Consider the following 20,024-nt stretch of genomic DNA (forward strand, 5'->3'; position numbering starts at 1 on the left):
TGCAAACGCGCGATGGCCGGCAACGGGGTTGGGCCCCCGCCGCGGCTTCGGTCCGCCAGCTGCCTTGTGGCTGAACGCGCTGCGCGCACGCACGCGGCACGGCATGGCGCGGGTGCATCATTCGCGCATCGCCACCGGAGCATTCGCCATGAAACGCCTCTTGCTGTCACTGCTCGGACTGGCCGCGCTGGCCGGCTGCGCCACCAACCGGATCAGCGACGACGAGCGCCTGGCGCTGTACCGCGCCCATGCCGCCGCGCCGGTGCGCGACTTCCAGTACTACAACCGGATCAGCGGCTGGACCGCGCTCGGCGACAGCGCGCTGGCGGTGTGGACGCGGCCCAACCAGGCCTATCTGCTGGAGCTGAGCGGCCGCTGCCCCGATCTGGACTTTGCGCCGACGATCGCCATCACCCACTTCAGCGACCGGGTGTCGGCGCGTTTCGACGACGTGCTGGTGATCGGCGGCAGCCCGGGCGCGATCCGCCTGCCGTGCCGCATCCAGAGCATTCGCCCGCTCGACGTGAAAGCGCTGCGTACCTCGGAAAAGGAGTTGCGCGAGGCCAAGGTGCAGGAGCGGGCGCAGCAGCCGGCGCCGGCGCAGTAGCGTCGGCGTCAGGCGGGTTGCGGTCGCTACCGAAGCGGGCGGGCGCAGCGTGTAGGAGTGGTTGCGGCTGCGGCGGACTTTGCGGATGGGTTCTGTCGCGGCTGAAGCCGCTCCTACAGGGGGCGTGGCTTGCCTGGGCTCAGGATTCCTGTTCGGGTTCCACGTAGCCCTCGGGCTTGGGCGCGCCGCCCTGGAACAGGAATTTCTCCAGTTCCGCCTCCAGGAATGCGCGGTGCTTGGGATCGCGCGGCGACAGCCGGTTCTCGTTGATCAGCATGGTCTGGTGCGCCAGCCATGCCTGCCAGCCGGCCTTGCCGATCTGCGCGAACACGCGCTGGCCGATCTCGCCGGGATACGGCACGTAGTCGAGCCCTTCGGCGTCGCGTTGCTGGTACTGGCAGAAGACGGTGCGGGACATGGCGGTTCCTGGTGGCGCGATGGGCGACGATCAGAGGCCGTCGAGCAGTTTGCGGATCGGGGCGGGCAGGCCGAGTGCGGACAGGTCGGCACGCGCGACCCAGCGCAGGTCGTCATTGTCGCGTACCGCGTCGCGCAAGGCGACCTTGCGCAGGCGCAGCGGCTGCAGGTGCAGGCGGTAGTGGCTGAAGGTGTGCACGATCGGCGGCATCGGCTCGGCATCGTCGAAGCCGCGGCCGCGGATCTCGCGTTCGAACCAGGCGCGCAGTTCGCTCTCGCTCTCGGCCTGCGGCAGCGTCCACAGCGAGGCCCAGATGCCGCTCGCCGGGCGCCGCTGCAGCAGCAGCTCGCCGGCGGCGTTTTCCAGCAGCAGCGCCAGCGCTTCGCGTTCGGGCAGGGTCTTGCCCGGTTTCGGTGTGGGCAATGCCTCGACCAGGCCGTCGCGGCGCGCCACGCAGTCGTCCTGCAGCGGGCACAGCACGCAGGCCGGGTTGGCGCGGGTGCACAGGGTAGCGCCGAAATCCATCTGCGCCTGGGTGTAGTCGGCCATGCGCCGGTCGGCGACCGCGGCCACGTGCGCCTGCGCGATCGCCCACAGCGGTTTCTCCACCGCCGGCAGGCCCGGATAGCCGGCGATGCCGTGGTAGCGGGTCAGCACGCGCTTGACGTTGCCGTCCAGGATCGGGAAGCGGTCGTTCCAGGCCTGGCTCAGGATCGCGCCGGCGGTGCTGCGGCCGATGCCGGGCAGCGCGTGCAGCGCATCGAAATCGCGCGGCAGTTCGCCATCGTGCAGCTCCACGCAGCGCTTGGCGGCGGCATGCAGGTTTCGCGCGCGGGCGTAGTAGCCCAGCCCGGCCCATTGCGCCATCACCGCATCGGTGCCGGCCGCGGCCAGGTCGGGCAGGGTCGGAAAGTGCTGCAGGAAGCGCAGGAAATACGGGATCACCACCGCGACCTGGGTCTGCTGCAGCATGATTTCCGACAGCCATACGCGATACGGGCTGCGCGGATGCTGCCAGGGCAGGTCGTGGCGGCCGCTGCGGTCGAACCAGGCGAGCAGGCGGGGGGCGAAGGTGTCTGGGGGCTGGCGCATGCTGGCTTTGTCTTTCCTTCTCCCCTCGGGAGAAGGTGCCCCGAAGGGGCGGATGAGGGTACGGGCGAAGCCCAGCGCGGTTCGGACAGCGCAAGTGCCTGCGCAGCGGACTTCGCCGTACCCTCACCCCAACCCCTCTCCCGACGGGAGAGGGGCTTTGGGTCAGGCGCCCAGCGCTTCCGGCAGCAGGGCGTCGACGAAGGCTTCGGCGTCGAACACGCGCAGGTCTTCCGGGCGCTCGCCGATGCCGGCGAAGCGGATCGGGATGCCGAACTCGCGCGCCAGCGCGAACACCACGCCGCCCTTGGCGGTGCCGTCGAGCTTGGTCACCACCAGCCCGGTGACGCCGACCGCGGCGTGGAACTGGCGCAGCTGCGACAGCGCGTTCTGGCCGGTGGTGCCGTCGATGACCATCAGCACTTCGTGCGGCGCGGCCGGATCGAGCTTGCCGAGCACGCGGCGGATCTTGCCCAGCTCGTTCATCAGCCCGGTCTGGGTGTGCAGGCGCCCGGCGGTATCGGCGATCAGCACCTCGGTACCGCGCGCCTTGCCGGCCTGCAGCGCGTCGAACGCGACCGAGGCGGCGTCGGCGTTCTGGCCCTGCGCGATCACGGTGACGCCGTTGCGATCGCCCCAGGCCTGCAACTGCGCCACCGCGGCGGCGCGGAAAGTGTCGCCGGCGGCCAGCATCAGGCTGTGCCCGTCGTCCTTGAAGCGCTTGGCCAGCTTGCCGATGGTGGTGGTCTTGCCGACGCCGTTGACGCCGACGGTGAGCACCACGAACGGCTTGGCAGTGCGGTCGATCTGCAGCGGTTTGGCGACCGGCAGCAGGATCGCGATCAGGTCGGCGCGCAGCGCGCGCAGCAGCGCCTGCGCATCGACGAATTCGCGCGCCTTCATGCGCTTGCGCAGGTTCTCGATCAGCGCGGTGGTGGCCGGCACGCCGACGTCGGCGGTGATCAGCGCGGTCTCGATCTCGTCGAGCAGGTCGTCGTCGAGCTTGGGATTGCGCGAGAACAGGCCGCCGAAGCTGCGTGCGATGGCGCTGTTGCGCAGGCGTTCGCGCCAACCCGGCTTGCCGGCAGGTGCGGCCGGCGCGGCGTCGCTGCGCTGCAGGTCGTCGCCTGCGGCGAGCGCGCTCGCCGGCGCCGGCGTGGGCATGGGCGCGCTGGGCGTCGCCGGGGCGGGAACGCGCGCTTCCGCTTGCGCGGTCGGCGCCTGTGGCGGCAGCGGCGTTGCGCCGGGGGGCGGCACGGCGATCGGGGCAGGCGGCAGCGGTGCGGCGTCGGCGCTCGGACGGCCGCTGTCGCGCGCCACTGGCGCTGCGGCTGGCGCCGCGTGCGGCGGTGCCTGTTCATCGACAGGCGCTGCAACGGCGGCGGGCTCGGCGGCAGGCGCTGCGCCGGCCGGCTTGGGGAAGGCGGCGGCCAGTTCCTCGATGCTGTAGCGCTGGGTGCTGCGGCTATCGCCAGCGTGGTCCTGGGGCTTGTTGCGACGGAATAGGCTGACCATGGATAACGCGTGTACCGGAAACCGGGAATGCTACCACTTGAGCCTGTTAGGCCCCTGTGGGGCCGGGATTGGGGATTCGGGATTCGCAATAGCGGCATTTTTGCCTCCTGCAGAGGCAGCGCCCTTACGAATCCCCAATCCCGAATCCCCAATCCCGGCCTCTCAGAGCTTGCCCTTCATCGAGCGGTAGTCGCGCGGGGTCATGCCGACGGTGGCCTTGAACTGGCGCGCGAACGCGCTCTGGTCGGCGAAGCCGCAGGCCTGGCCGATGCTGGCGATGCTGTCCTCGCCGTGCAGCAGGCGCATCGCCGCTTCGATGCGCATCTTGGTCAGCAGCTGCTGCGGGGTCAGCTGGAACACGCGGCGGAAATGCCGTTCCAGCTGCGCCACCGACAGTTCCGCCAGGTCGGCCAGGGTCTGCACGCGCAGGTTGTCGCCGTAGTGGGTCTGCATGTGCTCCATCGCGCGGCTGATGCGTTCGTAGGCCGAATGGCGGCTGTCGGGCTGGCCCAGGTCGCGGGAGATGCCGACCACGCCGATCACTTCGTTCTGCTCGCACAGCGGGCGCTTGAAGGTCAGGCACCAGCCCGGGGTGCGGTTCGGGAACAGGTGCACTTCCAGCTGGTTCTCGATCATTTCGCCGCACAGCACGCGCCGGTCCTGCATCAGGTAGCTGCCGCCCAGCGGCAGCGGGAACACTTCCAGCGCCGATTTGCCGATCAGGTCGGCCCGGTACTTCTTGCCCAGGCGCCGCACCAGGGTCAGGTTGACGTGGGTGTAGCGGCCATCGCGGTCCTTGACGAAGAACACCACGTCCGGCAGCGCATCGAACAGCGTCTGCATCTCCAATGCGGAAATCAAAGTATCCATCTGCACTCACCGGGCGGTTGTAGGCTGCGGCGGCAGGCAAGCCGCGGCATGCCCACCCCTGAGCACCGATCCTAGCCTAAACCGGGCCTGCGGGGACGCCGGGGTTGTGCGAATTTCCGCATTTATGACAAGCAAACGCTGCTAGCCGCCGGCGGCCCGGAATGTGAGCATGGACCTATGCATACACTCGATGTGATCGACTCGCATACCGGCGGCGAACCGACCCGTGTCGTCGTCGCCGGCTTCCCCGACCTGGGCACCGGCCCGCTGGCGCAACGGCGCGATCTGTTCCGCGATCGTTTCGATCGCTGGCGCAGCGCCATCGCCTGCGAACCGCGCGGCTCGGACACCATGGTCGGCGCGCTGCTGCTGCCGCCGATCGCGGCCGACGCCTGCGCCGCGGTGATCTTCTTCAACAACGTCGGCTACCTGGGCATGTGCGGCCACGGCACCATCGGCCTGGTGCGCACGCTGGCCGAGCTGGGCCGGCTGGCGCCGGGCACGCACCGCATCGAGACCCCGGTGGGCACGGTGGGAGTGGAGCTGCACGGCGATGGCCGGGTTTCGGTGGACAACGTGGAAAGCTACCGCCATGCCGCCGGCATCGAGGTGCAGGTGCCCGGCTACGGCCGCGTGCGCGGCGACGTGGCCTGGGGCGGCAACTGGTTCTTCATCACCGAGCAGACGCCGTGCGCGCTGGAGCTGCGCAACCAGCGCGCGCTGACCGCGTATACCGAGGCGCTGCGGCTGGCGCTGGAGGCGGCCGGCATCCGCGGCGCCGACGACGGCGAGATCGACCATATCGAGATCAACGGCCCGGCGCCGGACACCGGCGCCGACGCGCGCAACTTCGTGCTGTGCCCGGGCCTGGCCTACGACCGTTCGCCGTGCGGCACCGGCACCAGCGCCAAGCTGGCGTGCCTGGCCGCCGACGGCAAGCTGGCCGCCGGCCAGGTGTGGCGCCAGGAGGGCATCCTCGGCAGCCTGTTCGAAGGCAGCTACGTGCCCGGCACCCGCGGCGTGCTGCCGCGGATCACCGGGCAGGCGCACATCACCGCCCGCGCGCAGTTGCTGATCGATGCGCAGGATCCGTTCGCCTGGGGCATCGGCGCCGGATGAGCGGTTTCGACCTGATCGTCGTCGGCGCCGGCATCGTCGGCGCGGCCTGCGCCGATGCGGCCGCCGCCGCCGGGCTGCGGGTGGCGATCGTCGAATCGGGCACGATCGGCGGCGGTTCCACCGCCGCGGCGATGGGTCATCTGGTGGCGATGGACGACGATCCGGCGGAACTGGCGCTGTCGTCCTATTCGCTGCGCCTGTGGGAAGAATTCGCGCAGTTGCCGGCGGCCGAGTTCAGCCGCTGCGGCACGCTGTGGGTGGCGCGGCAGGCGCGCGAGCTGGAGGCGATCCCGGCCAAGATCCAGCGCCTGGCCGCGGCCGGCGTGCATGCCGAGGCGATCGATGCCGAGACGCTGTACCGGCTGGAGCCGGCGTTGGCGCCGGGACTGGCCGGCGGCATGCGCGTGGCCGCCGAAGCGGTGGTGTATCCGCCGCGGATGGCGCGGCATCTGGTCGAGCGTGCGCTCGCCGCCGGTGCGCAGATGTTCGCCGGGCGCCGCGCGCTGGCGCTGGCCGCCGGCGGACTGCGCCTGGACGACGGCAGTACCCTCAGCGGGCCGGTGCTGGTCGCCACCGGCTGCGCATTGCCGGAGTTGCTGCCGGAACTGCCGATGCGCGCGCGCAAGGGCCAGCTGGTCATCACCGACCGCTATCCGGGCTTCGTCGGCCACCAATTGCTGGAGCTGGGCTATGCCGACAGCGCGCACGGCAGCGACGGCAGCAGCGTGGCATTCAACGTGCAGCCGCGGCCGACCGGGCAGATCCTGATCGGTTCCTCGCGCGAATTCGATGCCAGCGACCGCAGCGTGTCGATGCCGATGCTGCAACGCATGCTCGAGCGCGCGTTCGCGTTCCTGCCGGCGTTGCGCCAGTTGCAGGCGATCCGGGTGTGGACCGGGCTGCGTCCGGCCACGCCCGACGGCCGTCCCTACCTGGGTGCGGTGCCCGAGCGTGCCGACGTGTGGGTCGCGGCCGGCCATGAAGGGCTGGGCGTGACAACCGCGCTGGGCAGCGCGCGGCTGTTGCTGGATCTGCTTTTGCAGCGCACTCCCGTGCTGGACCCGGCGCCGTTCGCGCCGGCGCGGGCGCTGTCGTGAGCGCGCCGATGCTGCGCCTGCAGATCAACGGTCAGGCCGTCGAGGTACTGGACGGCAGCAGCGTGGCCGCGGCGGTGGCGCAGGTCGCGGTGCATTTCCGCCGCTCGCGCAACGGCCAGCCGCGCGCGCCGCTGTGCGGCATGGGCGTGTGCAGCGAATGCCGGGTGCGCATCGACGGCCTCGGCCAGTTGCGCGCCTGCATCACTCCGGTCCGCGACGGCATGCAGGTGTGGACCGATGGCTGAGCCGCGCGCGCTGCAGTACGACGTGGTCGTGGCCGGTGCCGGTCCGGCCGGACTGGCGGCGGCGCTGGCCGCCGCCGGGCATGGCCGGCGCGTGGCGCTGGTCGATCTGCAGGCGCGCGCCGGCGGCCAGATCTGGCGCCACGACGTGGCCCATGCGCCGCCGAAGCTGGCCGCGCGCGTGTTGGCGCAGCTGGCGGCGAGCAAGATCGAATTTCTGTCGCAGACGCAGTTGCTGATGGCGCAGGACCGGCAACTGCTGGCCGATGGCCCGCAGGGCGCGCGCTGGATCGGCTACGACGCTCTGGTGCTGGCCACCGGCGCGCGCGAATTGCTGCTGCCGTTCCCCGGTTGGACCTTGCCTGGCGTCACCGGCGCCGGCGGCGCGCAGGCGCTGGCCAAGCAGGGCTGGCCGCTGGCCGGCAAGCGCGTGCTGGTCGCCGGCAGCGGTCCGCTGCTGCTGGCCAGCGCGGCGACGCTGCGCCGCCACGGCGCGCAGGTGCTGGGCATCGTCGAACAGGCGCCGCTGCGCGCGCTGGCCGGTTTCGCCGCGCAGCTGCCGTGGCGCTGGCCGGACAAGGCGCTGCAGGCGCTGAGCCTGCGCGCGCAGCTGGCCGGCGTGCGCTATCACAGCGGCAGCGTGGTGCTGGCGGCGCACGGCGACAGCCAGCTGCGGTCGGTGGAGATCGACGGCCCGCGCGGCCGCCGCCGCCTCGAGTGCGACCAACTGGCGGTCGGCTACGGACTGGTGCCGAACGTGGAGCTGGCGCAACTGCTCGGCTGCCGCCTGGCGCGCAGCGGCGCGCATCCGTGCGTGGCGGTGGACGCGCAGTTGCGTACCAGCGTCGCAGGCGTGTACGCCGCCGGCGAGGCGCTGGGCATCGGCGGGCGCGATTGCGCGCGCGTCGAAGGCGCCATCGCCGGGCACCTGGCGGCGGGGCAGGCGGCCGCGGCGCAGGCATTGCAGCCGCAGCGGCGGCGCGCGCGCGCGTTCGCCGCATTGCTGCAGCGCCAGTTCGCGCTGGACCCGCGCATCCACACGCTGGCCGCGGCGGACACGCTGGTGTGCCGCTGCGAGGACGTGCCGCTGTCGGCGCTGCGCGGCCATGCCGACCTGCGCGACGCCAAGCTGGTCTCGCGCTGCGGCATGGGCGCCTGCCAGGGCCGCATCTGCGGCAGTGCGCTGACCGAGCTGGGGCTGGCGCCGCGGCACGACGATTTTTCCGACGACGGCCGCCGGCCGCCGCTGTTCCCGGTGCGCCTGGACGCGCTCGCCCAATCGCTTCCCGATCCGCTTCTTCCCGAACCTCCACTCACAACCCTCGACAAGGTGTAATCCCATGAGCAAGGCTTCTTTCTGGTACGGCGTGCTGCCGGCCATCACCACTCCGTTCAACGCCGACGGCAGCATCGACCACGCGTTCCTGGCCAAGCATGCGCAGGTCATGGTCGACGCCGGCTGCACCGCGATCGTGCCGCTGGGCTCGCTCGGCGAGGCCGCCACGCTCAGCTTCGACGACAAGGTCGCGATCCTGAAGACCCTGGTGCAGGCGCTGGACGGCCGCATCCCGGTGGTGCCGGGCATCGCCGCGCTGTCCACCGACGAGGCCGTGCGCCTGGCGCAGGCGGCCAAGCAGGTCGGCTGCGGCGGGCTCATGGTGCTGCCGCCGTACGTGTACTCCACCGACTGGCGCGAGATGGGCGCGCATGCGCGTGCGGTCATCGCCGCCACCGACCTGCCGGTGATCCTGTACAACAACCCGGTCGCCTATAAGACCGATTTCAGCCCGGCGCAGATCGCCGAGCTGGCCGCCGAATTCCCGAACCTGCAAGCGGTCAAGGAATCCTCCGGCGACGTGCGCCGCTTCGCCGCGCTGGGCGAGCTGCTCAACGACCGCCTGGTGCTGCTGGTGGGCATGGACGATGCGATCGTCGAAGGCCTCAGCATGGGCGCCAAGGGCTGGATCGCCGGCCTGGTCAACGCGTATCCGAAGGAGTCGGTGAAGCTGTTCGAGCTGGCCCGCGACGGCGGCTACCCGGCGGCCAAGGCGCTGTACGACTGGTTCCTGCCGCTGCTGCGCCTGGACACCGTGCCCAAGTTCGTGCAGCTGATCAAGCTGGTGCAGGAGAAGGTCGGCCTGGGCAGCGAGCGCGTGCGCGCGCCGCGCCTGGTCGTCGACGGCGCCGAGCGCGAAGCGGCGCTGAAGGTGATCGACCACGCCATCGCCACCCACCCCGGGCTCTGAGATGAGCATGCAGCCGCTGTTGCTTGCCGGCCATTGGCAGCCGTCGCTGGAAGCGCGCGGGAGCTTCCGCGCCGAGGACCCGCGCGACGGGAACGCGTTCGGACCGGAGTTCCCGGTCAGCGGCGCCGCCGATCTGGAAGCGGCGCTGAGCGCGGCGGTGCTGGTCGCCGACGCGCTGGCCGCGGCGGCGCCCGAACGCATCGCCGGGTTCCTCGACAGCTACGCCGCGGCGATCGATGCCGACGTGGAGCAGTTGGTCGCGCTGGCGCATGCCGAGACCGGCTTGCCGGTCGAACCGCGCCTGGCCAAGGTGGAGTTGCCGCGCGCCAGCGGGCAGCTGCGCCAGGCCGCGCAGGCGGTGCGCCGCCATAGCTGGACGCAGCCGGTGATCGATACCGCCGCCGGCCTGCGCGCGCAGCTGGGGCCGCTGCACAAGCCGGTGCTGGTGTTCGGCCCGAACAATTTTCCGTTCGCGTTCAACGCGGTGGCCGGCAGCGATTTCGCCTCGGCCATCGCCGCGCGCAATCCGGTCATCGCCAAGGCGCATCCGTCGCATCCGGCCACCAGCCAGCGCCTGGCGCAGCTCGCGCACCAGGCCCTGCTGGACAACGGCCTGCCGGCCGCGGCGGTGCAGTTGCTGTACCACTTCGACAACACGCTGGGCCTGGAACTGGCCGGCGATCCGCGATTGGGCGCGATCGGTTTCACCGGCAGCCGTGCCGGCGGACTGGCGCTGAAGGCCGCGGCCGACCGTGCCGGGGTGCCGGCCTACGTCGAGCTGTCCAGCGTCAATCCGGTATTCCTGCTGCCGGGCGTGCTGGCCGAGCGCGGTACCGCGCTGGCACAGGAATTCTTCGCCTCGTGCACGATGGGCAGCGGCCAGTTCTGCACCAATCCCGGCATCGTGGTGGTGCCCGAGGGCGAGGACGGCGATGCGTTCGTCGCCGCGGCCAGCGCGCACTTCGCCGGTGCCGCGCCGAGCCTGCTGTTCTCGCGCGGCGTGCTCGAGCACCTGCAGCGCGGCGTGGCCACGCTGCGCAATGCCGGCGCCGGCGTGCTGGCCGGCGGCGACGCCGCGCCGGAGCCGGGCTATCGGCATGCGCCGACCTTGCTGGCGGTTTCGGCGCAGGCCTTCCTGCAACAGCCCGAGGCGCTGCAGACCGAGGCGTTCGGTCCGGTCAGCCTGGTGGTGCGTGTCGACGGCCTGGCGCAGATGACCGCGCTGGCGCACAGCCTGGAGGGCAACCTCACCGGGACGCTCTACCGTGCGGCCGACGGTAGCGACGACGTGCTGTTCGCCGCGATTGCCGCCGCGCTGCGGCCGCGGGTGGGACGCCTGATCTGCAACAAGATGCCGACCGGCGTGGCGGTCAGTGCGGCGATGAATCACGGCGGTCCGTACCCGAGCACCGGCCATCCGGGCTTCACCGCGGTCGGCATGCCGGCCGCGATCCGTCGCTTCGCCGCGCTGCACAGCTACGACGGCCTGCCCGATGCGCTGTTGCCGGAACTGCTGCGCGACCGCAATCCCGGCGGCGTGCAGCGGCTGATCGACGGCCAGTGGAGCGTCGCCGACGTGGAGCGCGCGGCATGAGCGCCACCGCGCAGATCGGCGGGCTGAGCCTGGCCATGGCGCATGCGCAGCTGGCGCCATGGCCGGCGCAGGCGCCGCCGATCCAGCCGCAGGAATATCAACAGCGGCTGGCGCGGGCGCGCGAACTGCTGCGCGCGCAGGGCGCCGATGCGCTGCTGATCGGCGCCGGCGCCTCGCTGCGCTATTTCACCGGCGTGCCGTGGGGCGCCAGCGAGCGGCTGGTGGCGATGCTGCTGACCGCCGAAGGCGATCCGCTGCTGATCTGCCCGGCGTTCGAGGAAGGCTCGCTGGACGCGGTGCTGCGCATCCCGGTGCGCAAGCGGCTGTGGGAAGAGCACGAGGATCCGCATGCGCTGGTCGCCGAGGCGCTGAGCGAACTCGGCGCGCAGGCGCTGGCGCTGGATCCGGGCATCGCCTTCGCCGTGCACAGCGGGTTGAGCGCGGTGCTGGACCGGGTCGCGATCCGCGACGCGACGCCGATCGTCGATGGTTGCCGCATGCGCAAGTCGGCGGCGGAACTGGCGCTGATGCAGCAGGCCTGCGACATGACCCTGCAGGTGCAGCGGCTGGCCGCCGGCCTGATCCACGAAGGCATCACCACCGCCGAACTGGTGCGCTTCATCGACCAGGCGCATCGCGCGCTCGGCGCCGACAACGGTTCCACCTTCTGCATCGTGCAGTTCGGCCACGCCACTGCGTATCCGCACGGCATCCCTGGCGTGCAGGCGCTGCGTGCGGGCGAGCTGGTGCTGATCGACACCGGCTGCACCGTGCATGGCTACCACTCCGACATCACCCGCACCTACATCTTCGGCGAACCGAGCGAGAAGCAGCGGCGCATCTGGCAGCTGGAACACGATGCGCAGGCGGCCGCGTTCGCCGCGGTGCGTCCGGGCGTGAGCTGCGCGGCGGTGGACCAGGCGGCGCGCGAGGTGCTGCAGGCGGCCGGCCTGGGCCCGGACTATCGCCTGCCGGGATTGCCGCACCGCACCGGCCATGGCTGCGGCATGAGCATCCACGAGGCGCCGTACCTGGTGCGTGGCAACGCGCTCGCGCTGGCGCCGGGCATGTGCTGCAGCAACGAGCCGATGATCGTGGTGCCGGGCGAGTTCGGCGTGCGCCTGGAGGACCATTTCTACGTCACCGAACACGGCGCGCAGTGGTTCACGCCGCCGTCGCCGGCGATCGATCGGCCGTTCGCCTGATGCAGGCGGCGGCCGTCGGCACGGTGCCGCCGCAGAGGTTCCATTCGCTTACCGGAGTCCGTCGATGAGATTCGCCCGCCTGTTGCTTCCCTGTGCGCTGGCCGCGGCGTTGCTGGCCGCCTGCCAGCCGTCCACGCCGCCCGCCTCGCCGCAGCCGGCGGCCGCGGCGGGTACACCAGCGCAACAGCCGGGCCAGGCCTTCGCCGCCTTGCTCGACGCGCAGTGGCAGTACCAGCTCGAGCACCATCCGGAGTTCGCCAGCATCATCGGCGACACCCGCTACAACGACCGCTGGAGCGATTACTCGCCGGCGGCGTTGCAGGCCGAACGACAGGCCACCGCGGATTTCCTGAAGCGTTTCGAGGCGATCGACGGCAAGGCGCTGTCGGCGCAGGACCAGCTGAGCCTGCAGATGATGCTGCGCCAGTTGCGCGATCGGCTGGAAGCGATCGCGCTGAAGAACGACGAGATGCCGCTGGAGCCGGTCGGCGGCATCCAGCTGGCGCTGCCGGGCTACGCGCAGGCGTTCCCGTTCGCCAGCGTCAAGGACTACGAGGACTACATCAAGCGCCTGCAGGCGATCCCGGTCTTGCTCGACCAGGTTGTGGCGCTGTCGCGCGCCGGCGCCAAGGACGGGCTGGTGCAGCCGAAATACCTGCTCGAGCGGATCCCGGCGCAGGTGCGCGCGATCGCCGCGCCGGCCGGCGCCGACAGCCCGTTCGCGTTGCCGCTGAAGAGCTTCCCTGACGCGGTGCCGGCGGCCGAGCGCGCGCGCCTGCGCGAGGCGATGCTCGCGGCGATCGACCAGCAGGTGCGTCCGGCCTACGCCAAGCTGGCCGATTTCGTCGCCGACGAATACGCGCCGCAGGGCCGCGCGCAGGAAGGACTGTGGTCGCTGCCCGATGGCGAGCGCCGCTACCGCTACGCGATCCATACCCAGACCACCACCGACAAGTCGCCCGAGCAGATCCACCAGATCGGCCTGGCCGAAGTGGCGCGCATCGAAGGCGAGATGAGCGCCATCGCCAAGCAGCTCGGCTATGCCGACCTGCCTGCGCTGCGCAAGGCGGTGGCCCGCGACCGCAGGTTCTTCGCCAGTTCGCGCGAGCAGATCCTGCAGCGCTACCGCGACGACATCGCGCAGATGCAGCCGCAGCTGCCCAAGCTGTTCGGTACCTTGCCGAAGACGCCGCTGGAAGTGCGTGCGATGGCCGAGTTCCGCAGCACCGCACCGGGCGCCGAGTACTGGCAGAGCGACGCGCAAGGCAGCAAGCCGGCGCTGGTGATGGTCAATACCAGCGACTACGCGCAGCGCACCCTGGTCAACATCGAGGCCACCGCGTATCACGAAGGCGTGCCCGGCCATCACCTGCAGATCTCGCTCGCGCAGAGCCTGCCGCTGCCGCCGTTCCGCCAGCAATCCAGCTACAACGCCTACGTCGAAGGCTGGGCGCTGTATGCGGAGCGCCTGGGCAAGGACGTGGGCTTCTACCAGGATCCGTACAGCGACTACGGCCGCCTGGCCGGCGAACTGCTGCGCGCCAACCGCCTGGTGCTGGACACCGGCGTGCACTACAAGCGCTGGACCCGGCAGCAGATGATCGATTTCTTCCACGCGCATCCGTCCGACGACGAGCCCAGCATCCAGGCCGAGACCGACCGCTACATCGTGTGGCCGGGCCAGGCGCTGGGCTACAAGCTCGGCGAGCTGGACATCCTGGCGCTGCGCGAGAAGGCCAAGCGCGAACTCGGCGCACGCTTCGACATCCGCGCCTTCCACGACCAGATCCTCGGCGGCGGCGCGATGCCGCTGGACCTGCTCGACGCCCGCATCGACGCCTGGATCGCGCAGGCCAAGGCCGCTGCGGCCGCCACTTCGGAGAAAGCGCAATGAGCCTGAATTCCCGACTTCGCGCACCGCTGTTGCTGGCGATCGTCTGTGCGCTCGCAGGGCAGGGCGTCGCCGCTGCCGCAGAACCCGCGCCACCCGCCGCGGCCACGGCGAGCAGCGACGCCGGCACGCGTTTCAAGGCGCTGTACCTGCGCGAGTGGAAATGGCGCCAGGAGCAGTCCGCCGGCGCCGACGACGAAGACAGCCAGGGAGCGGCAGCGGATCATTTGCCCAATGTCGATCTGGCCACGCAGAACCTGCGCACCGCGTACTGGCAGCAGGTGCTGCGCGAACTGGATGCGATCGACCAGGCGCAGCTCTCGGCGCAGGACCGGGTCAACTACCAGGTCTACCGCCAGCAGATCGCGGTGTTCCTGGACCAGCAGCATTTCCGCGCCTGGGAGATGCCGTTCAACAGCGATACCGCGTTCTGGAGCAATCTGGGCTTCAGCGCCCGCGCCACGCTGCGCACCCGCGACGACTACCAGCGCTACCTGAAGATCCTCGCCGACATTCCGCGCTACTTCGACGAGCAGATGGTCAACATGCGCGCCGGCCTGGCGCGCGGTTTCAGCCAGCCGAAGGTGACGTTGACCGGCCGCGACCAGTCGATCGCCGACGTGGCCAACGCCAGCGGCGAGGCCAACCTGTTCTACACCCCGTTCAAGCAGATGCCGGCCAGCATCCCGGCCGACGTGCAGGCGCAGCTGCGGCAGCAGGCGCTGGACGCCATCGCGCACAGCGTGGTGCCGGCCTATACCGACCTGCTGCGCTTCATGCGCGAGGAGTACCAGCCGAAGGCGCGCAGCACGCTCGCCGGCGAGGCGTTGCCCGATGGCAAGGACTACTACCGCGCGCAGATCCGCGAGTTCACCACGCTGGACCTGTCGCCCGAGCAGATCCACCAGATCGGGCTGCGCGAAGTGGCCAAGCTGCGCAAGGACATGGACCAGACCATCGCCGCCAGCGGCTTCGTCGCACCGAAGGGGCAGCCGACCTTCCCGGCGTTCCTGAAATTCCTGCGCACCGATCCGCAGTTCTATCCGAAGACGCCGGAGGAACTGCTCAAGCAGGCGGCGTGGATCTCCAAGCGCGTGGACGCCAAGGTCGGCGACTACATCGGCCGCCTGCCGCGGCAGCGCTTCGCGATCGAGCCGGTGCCGCCGGACCTGGCGCCGTTCTACACCGGCGGCCGTGGCGGCCCGGGCATCTACCTGGTCAACACCTACGACCTGCCGTCGCGTCCGCTGTACAACCTGACCGCGCTGACCCTGCACGAATCCTCGCCTGGCCACGCGCTGCAGATGCCGCTGGCGGCCGAACAGCAGGGCTTGCCGGACTTCCGCCGCTACGGCTACATCTCCGCCTACGGCGAAGGCTGGGCGCTGTATTCGGAATACCTGGGGCAGGAAATGGGGATGTACGACACCCCGTACGACCGCTTCGGCTACCTGACCTACCAGATGTGGCGCGCCTGCCGGCTGGTGATCGACACCGGCATCCACCACAACGGCTGGACCCGCGAACAGGCGCAGGCCTACCTGCGCGACAACACCGCGCTGAGCGAGCACGAGGTCACCACCGAGGTCGACCGCTACATCGCCTGGCCGGGGCAGGCGCTGTCGTACTACCTGGGCGAACTGAAGATCATCGAGTTGCGGCGCAAGGCCGAAGCCGCGCTCGGCGAGAAGTTCGACATCCGCGCCTTCCACGACGCGATCCTGGAAACCGGCTCGGTGCCGCTGCCGGTGCTGGAGCAGCGCATCGATCGTTTCATCGCCGAGGGTGGCAAGTCGCCGTGGGCGCAGGAGGCGCCAAAGCAGTAGGCACGCTGAAGCCCTTCTCCCCTCGGGAGAGGGGTTGGGGTGAGGGGACGGCGCGAAGCTTCATGCAGTCGAAACGGCGCGAGGCTTCGGCCGTACCCTCATCCGCCCCTTCGGGGCACCTTCTCCCGGGGGGAGAAGGGACAACTGCAGGTAGTTAGGAATCGGTTACAACCTTTCCAGCGGGGGCACCATGACCACACAAGGCAAGTTCCACAAGCGTCTGAGCCTGACCGACCTGACCTTCATCGGGCTCGGTTCGATCTTCGGCTCCGGTTGGCTGTTCTCGGCCAGCCATGTGTCTGCCATCGCCGGCCCGGCCGGCATCGTGTCGTGGATCGCCGGCGGCGTGGCGGTGCTGCTGCTGGGCCTGGTGTACTGCGAACTGGGTGCGGCGCTGCCGCGCGCCGGTGGCGTGGTGCGCTACCCGGAGTACTCGCACGGCGCGCTGCTCGGCTGGCTGATGGGCTTCATCACCCTGATCGCGTTCTCCAGCCTGATCGCGATCGAGGTCGAGGCGGCGCGGCAGTACGCCGCGGCCTGGTTCCCGTCGCTGAACCAGGCCGGTAGCACCCATCCCAGCGTGGCCGGCTGGCTGCTGCAGCTGGCGCTGCTGGTGGCGTTCTTCCTGCTCAACTACTTCAGCGTCAAGACCTTCGCCACCGCCAACAACATCGTCAGCGTGTTCAAGTTCCTGGTGCCGGTGCTGGTGATCGTGCTGCTGATGGCCCACTTCAATCCGCAGAACCTGCACGTGCAGGGCTTCGCGCCATCCGGCGCGGCCGGCGTGGAGGCGGCGATCTCGGCCGGCGGCATCATCTTCGCCTACCTGGGGCTGACCCCGATCGTGTCGGTGGCCAGCGAGGTGCGCGATCCGCAGCGCAACATCCCGATCGCGCTGATCCTGTCGGTGGCGCTGTCCACGGTGATCTACGTGCTGCTGCAGCTGGCGTTCCTGGGCAGCGTGCCGTCGACGTACCTGGCGCAGGGCTGGGGCGGCATCGACAAGGCATTCGCGCTGCCGTACCACGACATCGCGCTGGCCCTGGGCATGGGCTGGCTGGCGGCGCTGGTGATCTGCGATGCGATGATCTCGCCCAGCGGCACCGGCAATATCTACATGAACGCCACGCCGCGCGTGGTCTACGGCTGGGCGCGCAGCGGCGGCTTCCTGTCGGTGCTGACCCGGGTCGACGCCAAGTCCGGCATCCCGCGTCCGGCGCTGTGGCTGAGCCTGGCGCTGTCGGTGTTCTGGACCCTGCCGTTCCCGTCGTGGGAGACGCTGATCCAGGTGGTGTCGGCGGCGCTGGTGCTGAGCTATGCGGTGGCGCCGGTGACCGTGGCCGCGCTGCGCCGCAGCGCGCCGCAACTGCCGCGGCCGTTCCTGTTGCGCGGCTTCGCCGTGCTCGGGCCGCTGTCATTCATCGTCGCCGCGCTGATCGTCTACTGGTCCACCTGGAACACGCTGTCGTGGCTGCTCGGCCTGCAGGTCGCGATGTTCGCGCTGTACGTGCTGTATCGGCTGCCCAGCGCGGCCGGGCGCGCGCAGTTGTGGCGGCAGGTGCGCGGCGCGTTGTGGCTGATCGGGTTCTTCGTGCTGGTGCTGCTGGTGTCCTACCTGGGCACCTTCGGCGGCACCGGCCAGATCGCGCATCCCTGGGACACGCTGAGCGTGGCGGTGATCGCGTTCGGCTGCTACCACTGGGGCGCGCGCACCGGATTGCGCAGCGACGAGCTGGCGCTGGAAGAGGACGACGGCGAATAGGTTGCCCGCTTTTTGTAGGAGCGGCTTCAGCCGCGACAGCATGCTGCAGAGTCCCTGTCGCGGCTGAAGCCGCTCCTACAGAAGGGCAGGGAATTCAGGGGATATCGGAACGCAATGAACAGATTCGCTGCATCGATCGTGCTGGCTGCGGTGTCTTTCGCCGGCCACGCCCAGGCCGCGCCCAGCGCCGCCGACTACCAGCGCTCGCTCGGCCTGCGCGAGGCGTGGATGACGCTGACCGAGAACGTCGCCTGGCCGGCGCAATGGCGCGACGACGGCACGTTCTATTACCGCAAGACGGTGCCCGGCGGCTTCGCCTTCGTGCTCGAGGACGTGGCCGGCCAGCGCAAGCAGCCGGCGTTCGATGCGCTGCGGCTGGCGCGCGGGCTCAGCGTCGCGGCCGGGACCGAGTACCAGGCGCTGCGGTTGCCGTTCGAGCGCTTCAGTTATGCGGCCGACGCCGGCCGCGACAACGCCGCGATCGTGTTCCAGATCGACTACGTGCCGTGGCGCTGCACGCTCGCCGACTATGTCTGCGCGCGCGCCGAGGCCGGTCCGCAGCCGCGGCCGCGCGGCTTCGGCGTGGTCCGCGATCCGGCGGTGGCCGCGGACAACACGCCGCGACGTTCGCCGGACGGGCGTTGGGACGCGCTGGCCGATGGCAACGATATCGTGCTGCGCAGCGTCGCCGACGGCCGCGTGATGCGCTTGAGCGACGATGGTCGCGCCGACGATTTCTACGATCCGGAAACGCTGGCCTGGTCGCCGGATTCGCAGCGGCTTGCGGTGTACAAGGTGCGTCCTGGTTTCGCGCGGCGGGTGACGCGGGTGGAGGCGGCGCCGCCCGGCGGCGGCCAGCCGCGCGTACGCACCCAGCTGTATCCCAAGCCCGGCGACGCGGTGGATATCGAGCGGCCGGTGCTGTTCGATCTCGCCGGCGTGTCCGCCGGCGCCGGCGCACGGCGCCTCGCCATCGACGATGCGCTGTTCGCCAATCCGTACCAACTGTCGCCGATCCAGTGGCGCACCGACGGCCGCAGCTTCGTGTTCGACTACGTGCAGCGCGGTTTCCAGCGCATGCGCGCGATCGCGGTGGACGCGGCCAGCGGCCGCGCGCGCGTGGCGGTGGGCGAGGACGCCACGACCTTCGTCTACGCCGATCGCAGCTACCGTCACGACGTGGACGGGCTCGGCAAGGAGATCCTGTGGATCTCCGAACGCGACGGCTGGCGCCATCTCTATCTGTTCGATGGCGAAACCGGCAAGGTCAAGACGCAGATCACCAAGGGCGCGTGGATCGTGCGCGACGTGCTGCGCGTGGACGATGCGCAGCGCCGCATCTGGTTCTCCGCCAGCGGCATGGATGCGGGCAAGGACCCGTACTACCGGCAGCTGTTCGCGGTCGATTTCGACGGCCGCCACCTGACCCGGCTGACCACCGCCGACGCCGACCACGACGTGGCCATCGCCGACGACGGCCGCCACTACGTGGACACTTATTCGCGCCCGGACCTGCCGCCGGTGATGGAACTGCACGCCATCGACGGCACGCTGCTGCAGGTGGTGGAACGCGGCGACATCGGCAAGCTGCAGGCCGCCGGCTGGCGCGCGCCGCAGACCTTCGTGGCCAAGGGCCGCGACGGCCGCACCGACATCTGGGGCATGGTGGTACGCCCGCGCGACTACGACCCGCGCAAGACATACCCGGTGATCGAGAACATCTACGCCGGCCCGCACGACAGCTTCGTGCCCAAGACCTTCTGGCCGTTCGGTTACCACTCCGGCGGCGACAAGCAGATCGGCATGCAGGCGCAGGCCGACCTGGGCTTCATCGTGGTGATGATCGACGGCATGGGCACCGCCAACCGCTCCAAGGCGTTCCACGACGTGGCCTGGAAGAACCTCGGCGATTCCGGGTTCCCCGACCGCATCGCCTGGCACAAGGCGCTGGCGGCCAAGGATCCGTCCTACGACATCAGCCGGGTCGGCATCTACGGCGCCTCGGCCGGCGGGCAGAGCACGCTGGGCGCGCTGGAACGGCATCCGGACTTCTACAAGGTGGGCGTGGCGTTCGCCGGCTGCTACGACAACCGCATGGACAAGATCAGCTGGAACGAGCAGTGGATGGGCTGGCCGGTGGACGCCAGCTACGCCGCCGCCTCCGGCGTGGACAACGCGGGCAAGCTGCGCGGCGAATTGCTGATGATCGTTGGCGAGCAGGACAGCAACGTCGATCCGGCCTCGACCGCGCAGGTGGTGGATGCGCTGATCAAGGCCGGCAAGGATTTCGACCTGCTGAACGTGCCCGGCGGCGAGCACTCGGTCGGCCGCTCCACTGGTCCGATCGACTACGTGCAGCGGCGCCAGTACGACTTCTTCGTGCGCCATCTGCTGGGCGCGCAGACGCCGCGCTGGAATGCCATTTCCGCGGGAGACGCGCAATGACCGACCGCCATCCGCACTTCCCTGTAGGAGCGGCTTCAGCCGCGACCGATATTTCCGAAGCCAGAATCCGTTCGGCGCCGGTGTCGCGGCTGACGCCG

Annotated in this window: 16 protein-coding genes; 12 read left to right on the forward strand and 4 right to left on the reverse strand. The window is 70.4% G+C overall.

What is annotated here, in order from left to right:
* Nucleotides 1-148 precede the first annotated feature (148 nt).
* Nucleotides 149-607, forward strand: a complete 459-nt coding sequence (locus HDC36_RS01345; RefSeq protein WP_179563873.1) for a DUF6491 family protein — start codon at nt 149-151, stop codon at nt 605-607.
* 139 nt (nt 608-746) lie between these two features.
* Here HDC36_RS01345 and HDC36_RS01350 read toward each other — a convergent pair whose 3' ends face one another.
* The 4 genes from HDC36_RS01350 to HDC36_RS01365 form a co-directional block, all read right to left on the reverse strand.
* Nucleotides 747-1,025 carry an oxidative damage protection protein gene (locus HDC36_RS01350; protein ID WP_179563874.1) on the reverse strand — a complete coding sequence of 93 codons (279 nt, stop codon included), beginning with the start codon at nt 1,023-1,025 and terminating at the stop codon, nt 747-749.
* A 30-nt stretch (nt 1,026-1,055) separates the two neighbouring features.
* Nucleotides 1,056-2,117, reverse strand: a complete 1,062-nt coding sequence (gene mutY, locus HDC36_RS01355) for an A/G-specific adenine glycosylase (RefSeq protein ID WP_179563875.1) — start codon at nt 2,115-2,117, stop codon at nt 1,056-1,058.
* A gap of 162 nt (nt 2,118-2,279) precedes the next feature.
* Nucleotides 2,280-3,629: a signal recognition particle-docking protein FtsY gene (gene ftsY, locus HDC36_RS01360; RefSeq protein ID WP_179563876.1), complete on the reverse strand. Its 1,350-nt coding sequence runs from the start codon at nt 3,627-3,629 to the stop codon at nt 2,280-2,282.
* Between the two features lie 162 nt (nt 3,630-3,791).
* Nucleotides 3,792-4,499: an AraC family transcriptional regulator gene (locus HDC36_RS01365; RefSeq protein WP_179563877.1), complete on the reverse strand. Its 708-nt coding sequence runs from the start codon at nt 4,497-4,499 to the stop codon at nt 3,792-3,794.
* A 177-nt stretch (nt 4,500-4,676) separates the two neighbouring features.
* On the opposite strand from HDC36_RS01365, the gene HDC36_RS01370 reads away from it, so the two are divergent.
* The 11 genes from HDC36_RS01370 (at nt 4,677) to HDC36_RS01420 (ending at nt 19,926) form a co-directional block, all read left to right on the forward strand.
* Nucleotides 4,677-5,618, forward strand: a complete 942-nt coding sequence (locus tag HDC36_RS01370) for a 4-hydroxyproline epimerase (RefSeq protein ID WP_179563878.1) — start codon at nt 4,677-4,679, stop codon at nt 5,616-5,618.
* Nucleotides 5,615-6,715 carry an FAD-dependent oxidoreductase gene (locus HDC36_RS01375; RefSeq protein ID WP_179563879.1) on the forward strand — a complete coding sequence of 367 codons (1,101 nt, stop codon included), beginning with the start codon at nt 5,615-5,617 and terminating at the stop codon, nt 6,713-6,715. The genes HDC36_RS01370 and HDC36_RS01375 overlap by 4 nt, the downstream gene beginning before the upstream one ends.
* An 8-nt stretch (nt 6,716-6,723) precedes the next feature.
* On the forward strand, nt 6,724-6,960 hold the full coding sequence (locus tag HDC36_RS01380) for a (2Fe-2S)-binding protein (RefSeq protein ID WP_179565526.1): 237 nt from the start codon (nt 6,724-6,726) through the stop codon (nt 6,958-6,960).
* Nucleotides 6,953-8,293: an FAD/NAD(P)-binding oxidoreductase gene (locus tag HDC36_RS01385; RefSeq protein ID WP_179563880.1), complete on the forward strand. Its 1,341-nt coding sequence runs from the start codon at nt 6,953-6,955 to the stop codon at nt 8,291-8,293. Before HDC36_RS01380 ends, HDC36_RS01385 begins: the two co-directional genes overlap by 8 nt.
* Nucleotides 8,294-8,297: 4 nt before the next feature.
* Nucleotides 8,298-9,203, forward strand: a complete 906-nt coding sequence (locus HDC36_RS01390) for a dihydrodipicolinate synthase family protein (RefSeq protein ID WP_179563881.1) — start codon at nt 8,298-8,300, stop codon at nt 9,201-9,203.
* Between the two features lies 1 nt (nt 9,204).
* Nucleotides 9,205-10,797, forward strand: coding sequence for an aldehyde dehydrogenase family protein (locus tag HDC36_RS01395; protein WP_179563882.1), 1,593 nt, complete (start codon nt 9,205-9,207; stop codon nt 10,795-10,797).
* A complete protein-coding gene (locus tag HDC36_RS01400) occupies nt 10,794-12,002 on the forward strand; it encodes a Xaa-Pro peptidase family protein (protein ID WP_179563883.1) in 1,209 nt (402 codons plus the stop codon). Before HDC36_RS01395 ends, HDC36_RS01400 begins: the two co-directional genes overlap by 4 nt.
* A gap of 64 nt (nt 12,003-12,066) precedes the next feature.
* Nucleotides 12,067-13,896: a DUF885 family protein gene (locus HDC36_RS01405; RefSeq protein ID WP_179563884.1), complete on the forward strand. Its 1,830-nt coding sequence runs from the start codon at nt 12,067-12,069 to the stop codon at nt 13,894-13,896.
* Nucleotides 13,893-15,719: a DUF885 family protein gene (locus HDC36_RS01410; RefSeq protein WP_179563885.1), complete on the forward strand. Its 1,827-nt coding sequence runs from the start codon at nt 13,893-13,895 to the stop codon at nt 15,717-15,719. The genes HDC36_RS01405 and HDC36_RS01410 overlap by 4 nt, the downstream gene beginning before the upstream one ends.
* A 190-nt stretch (nt 15,720-15,909) precedes the next feature.
* Nucleotides 15,910-17,481 (forward strand): APC family permease, encoded by a 1,572-nt coding sequence (locus HDC36_RS01415; RefSeq protein ID WP_179563886.1) that lies wholly within the window; start codon nt 15,910-15,912, stop codon nt 17,479-17,481.
* Nucleotides 17,482-17,595: 114 nt separating this feature from the next.
* A complete protein-coding gene (locus tag HDC36_RS01420) occupies nt 17,596-19,926 on the forward strand; it encodes a S9 family peptidase (RefSeq protein WP_179563887.1) in 2,331 nt (776 codons plus the stop codon).
* The last annotated feature ends 98 nt before the right edge of the window (nt 19,927-20,024 follow it).

Source organism: Xanthomonas sp. JAI131 (assembly GCF_013410075.1).
In the GTDB taxonomy this organism is placed as follows: Bacteria; Pseudomonadota; Gammaproteobacteria; order Xanthomonadales; family Xanthomonadaceae; genus Xanthomonas_A; species Xanthomonas_A bonasiae.

Bases quoted from the DNA above. Each gene is read 5' to 3' on its own strand.
- HDC36_RS01345 (WP_179563873.1), top strand. From the start codon at position 149: ATGAAACGCCTCTTGCTGTCACTGCTCGGACTGGCCGCGCTGGCCGGC.
- HDC36_RS01350 (WP_179563874.1), bottom strand. From the start codon at position 1,025: ATGTCCCGCACCGTCTTCTGCCAGTACCAGCAACGCGACGCCGAAGGG.
- mutY (WP_179563875.1), bottom strand. From the start codon at position 2,117: ATGCGCCAGCCCCCAGACACCTTCGCCCCCCGCCTGCTCGCCTGGTTC.
- ftsY (WP_179563876.1), bottom strand. From the start codon at position 3,629: ATGGTCAGCCTATTCCGTCGCAACAAGCCCCAGGACCACGCTGGCGAT.
- HDC36_RS01365 (WP_179563877.1), bottom strand. From the start codon at position 4,499: ATGGATACTTTGATTTCCGCATTGGAGATGCAGACGCTGTTCGATGCG.
- HDC36_RS01370 (WP_179563878.1), top strand. From the start codon at position 4,677: ATGCATACACTCGATGTGATCGACTCGCATACCGGCGGCGAACCGACC.
- HDC36_RS01375 (WP_179563879.1), top strand. From the start codon at position 5,615: ATGAGCGGTTTCGACCTGATCGTCGTCGGCGCCGGCATCGTCGGCGCG.
- HDC36_RS01380 (WP_179565526.1), top strand. From the start codon at position 6,724: ATGCTGCGCCTGCAGATCAACGGTCAGGCCGTCGAGGTACTGGACGGC.
- HDC36_RS01385 (WP_179563880.1), top strand. From the start codon at position 6,953: ATGGCTGAGCCGCGCGCGCTGCAGTACGACGTGGTCGTGGCCGGTGCC.
- HDC36_RS01390 (WP_179563881.1), top strand. From the start codon at position 8,298: ATGAGCAAGGCTTCTTTCTGGTACGGCGTGCTGCCGGCCATCACCACT.
- HDC36_RS01395 (WP_179563882.1), top strand. From the start codon at position 9,205: ATGAGCATGCAGCCGCTGTTGCTTGCCGGCCATTGGCAGCCGTCGCTG.
- HDC36_RS01400 (WP_179563883.1), top strand. From the start codon at position 10,794: ATGAGCGCCACCGCGCAGATCGGCGGGCTGAGCCTGGCCATGGCGCAT.
- HDC36_RS01405 (WP_179563884.1), top strand. From the start codon at position 12,067: ATGAGATTCGCCCGCCTGTTGCTTCCCTGTGCGCTGGCCGCGGCGTTG.
- HDC36_RS01410 (WP_179563885.1), top strand. From the start codon at position 13,893: ATGAGCCTGAATTCCCGACTTCGCGCACCGCTGTTGCTGGCGATCGTC.
- HDC36_RS01415 (WP_179563886.1), top strand. From the start codon at position 15,910: ATGACCACACAAGGCAAGTTCCACAAGCGTCTGAGCCTGACCGACCTG.
- HDC36_RS01420 (WP_179563887.1), top strand. From the start codon at position 17,596: ATGAACAGATTCGCTGCATCGATCGTGCTGGCTGCGGTGTCTTTCGCC.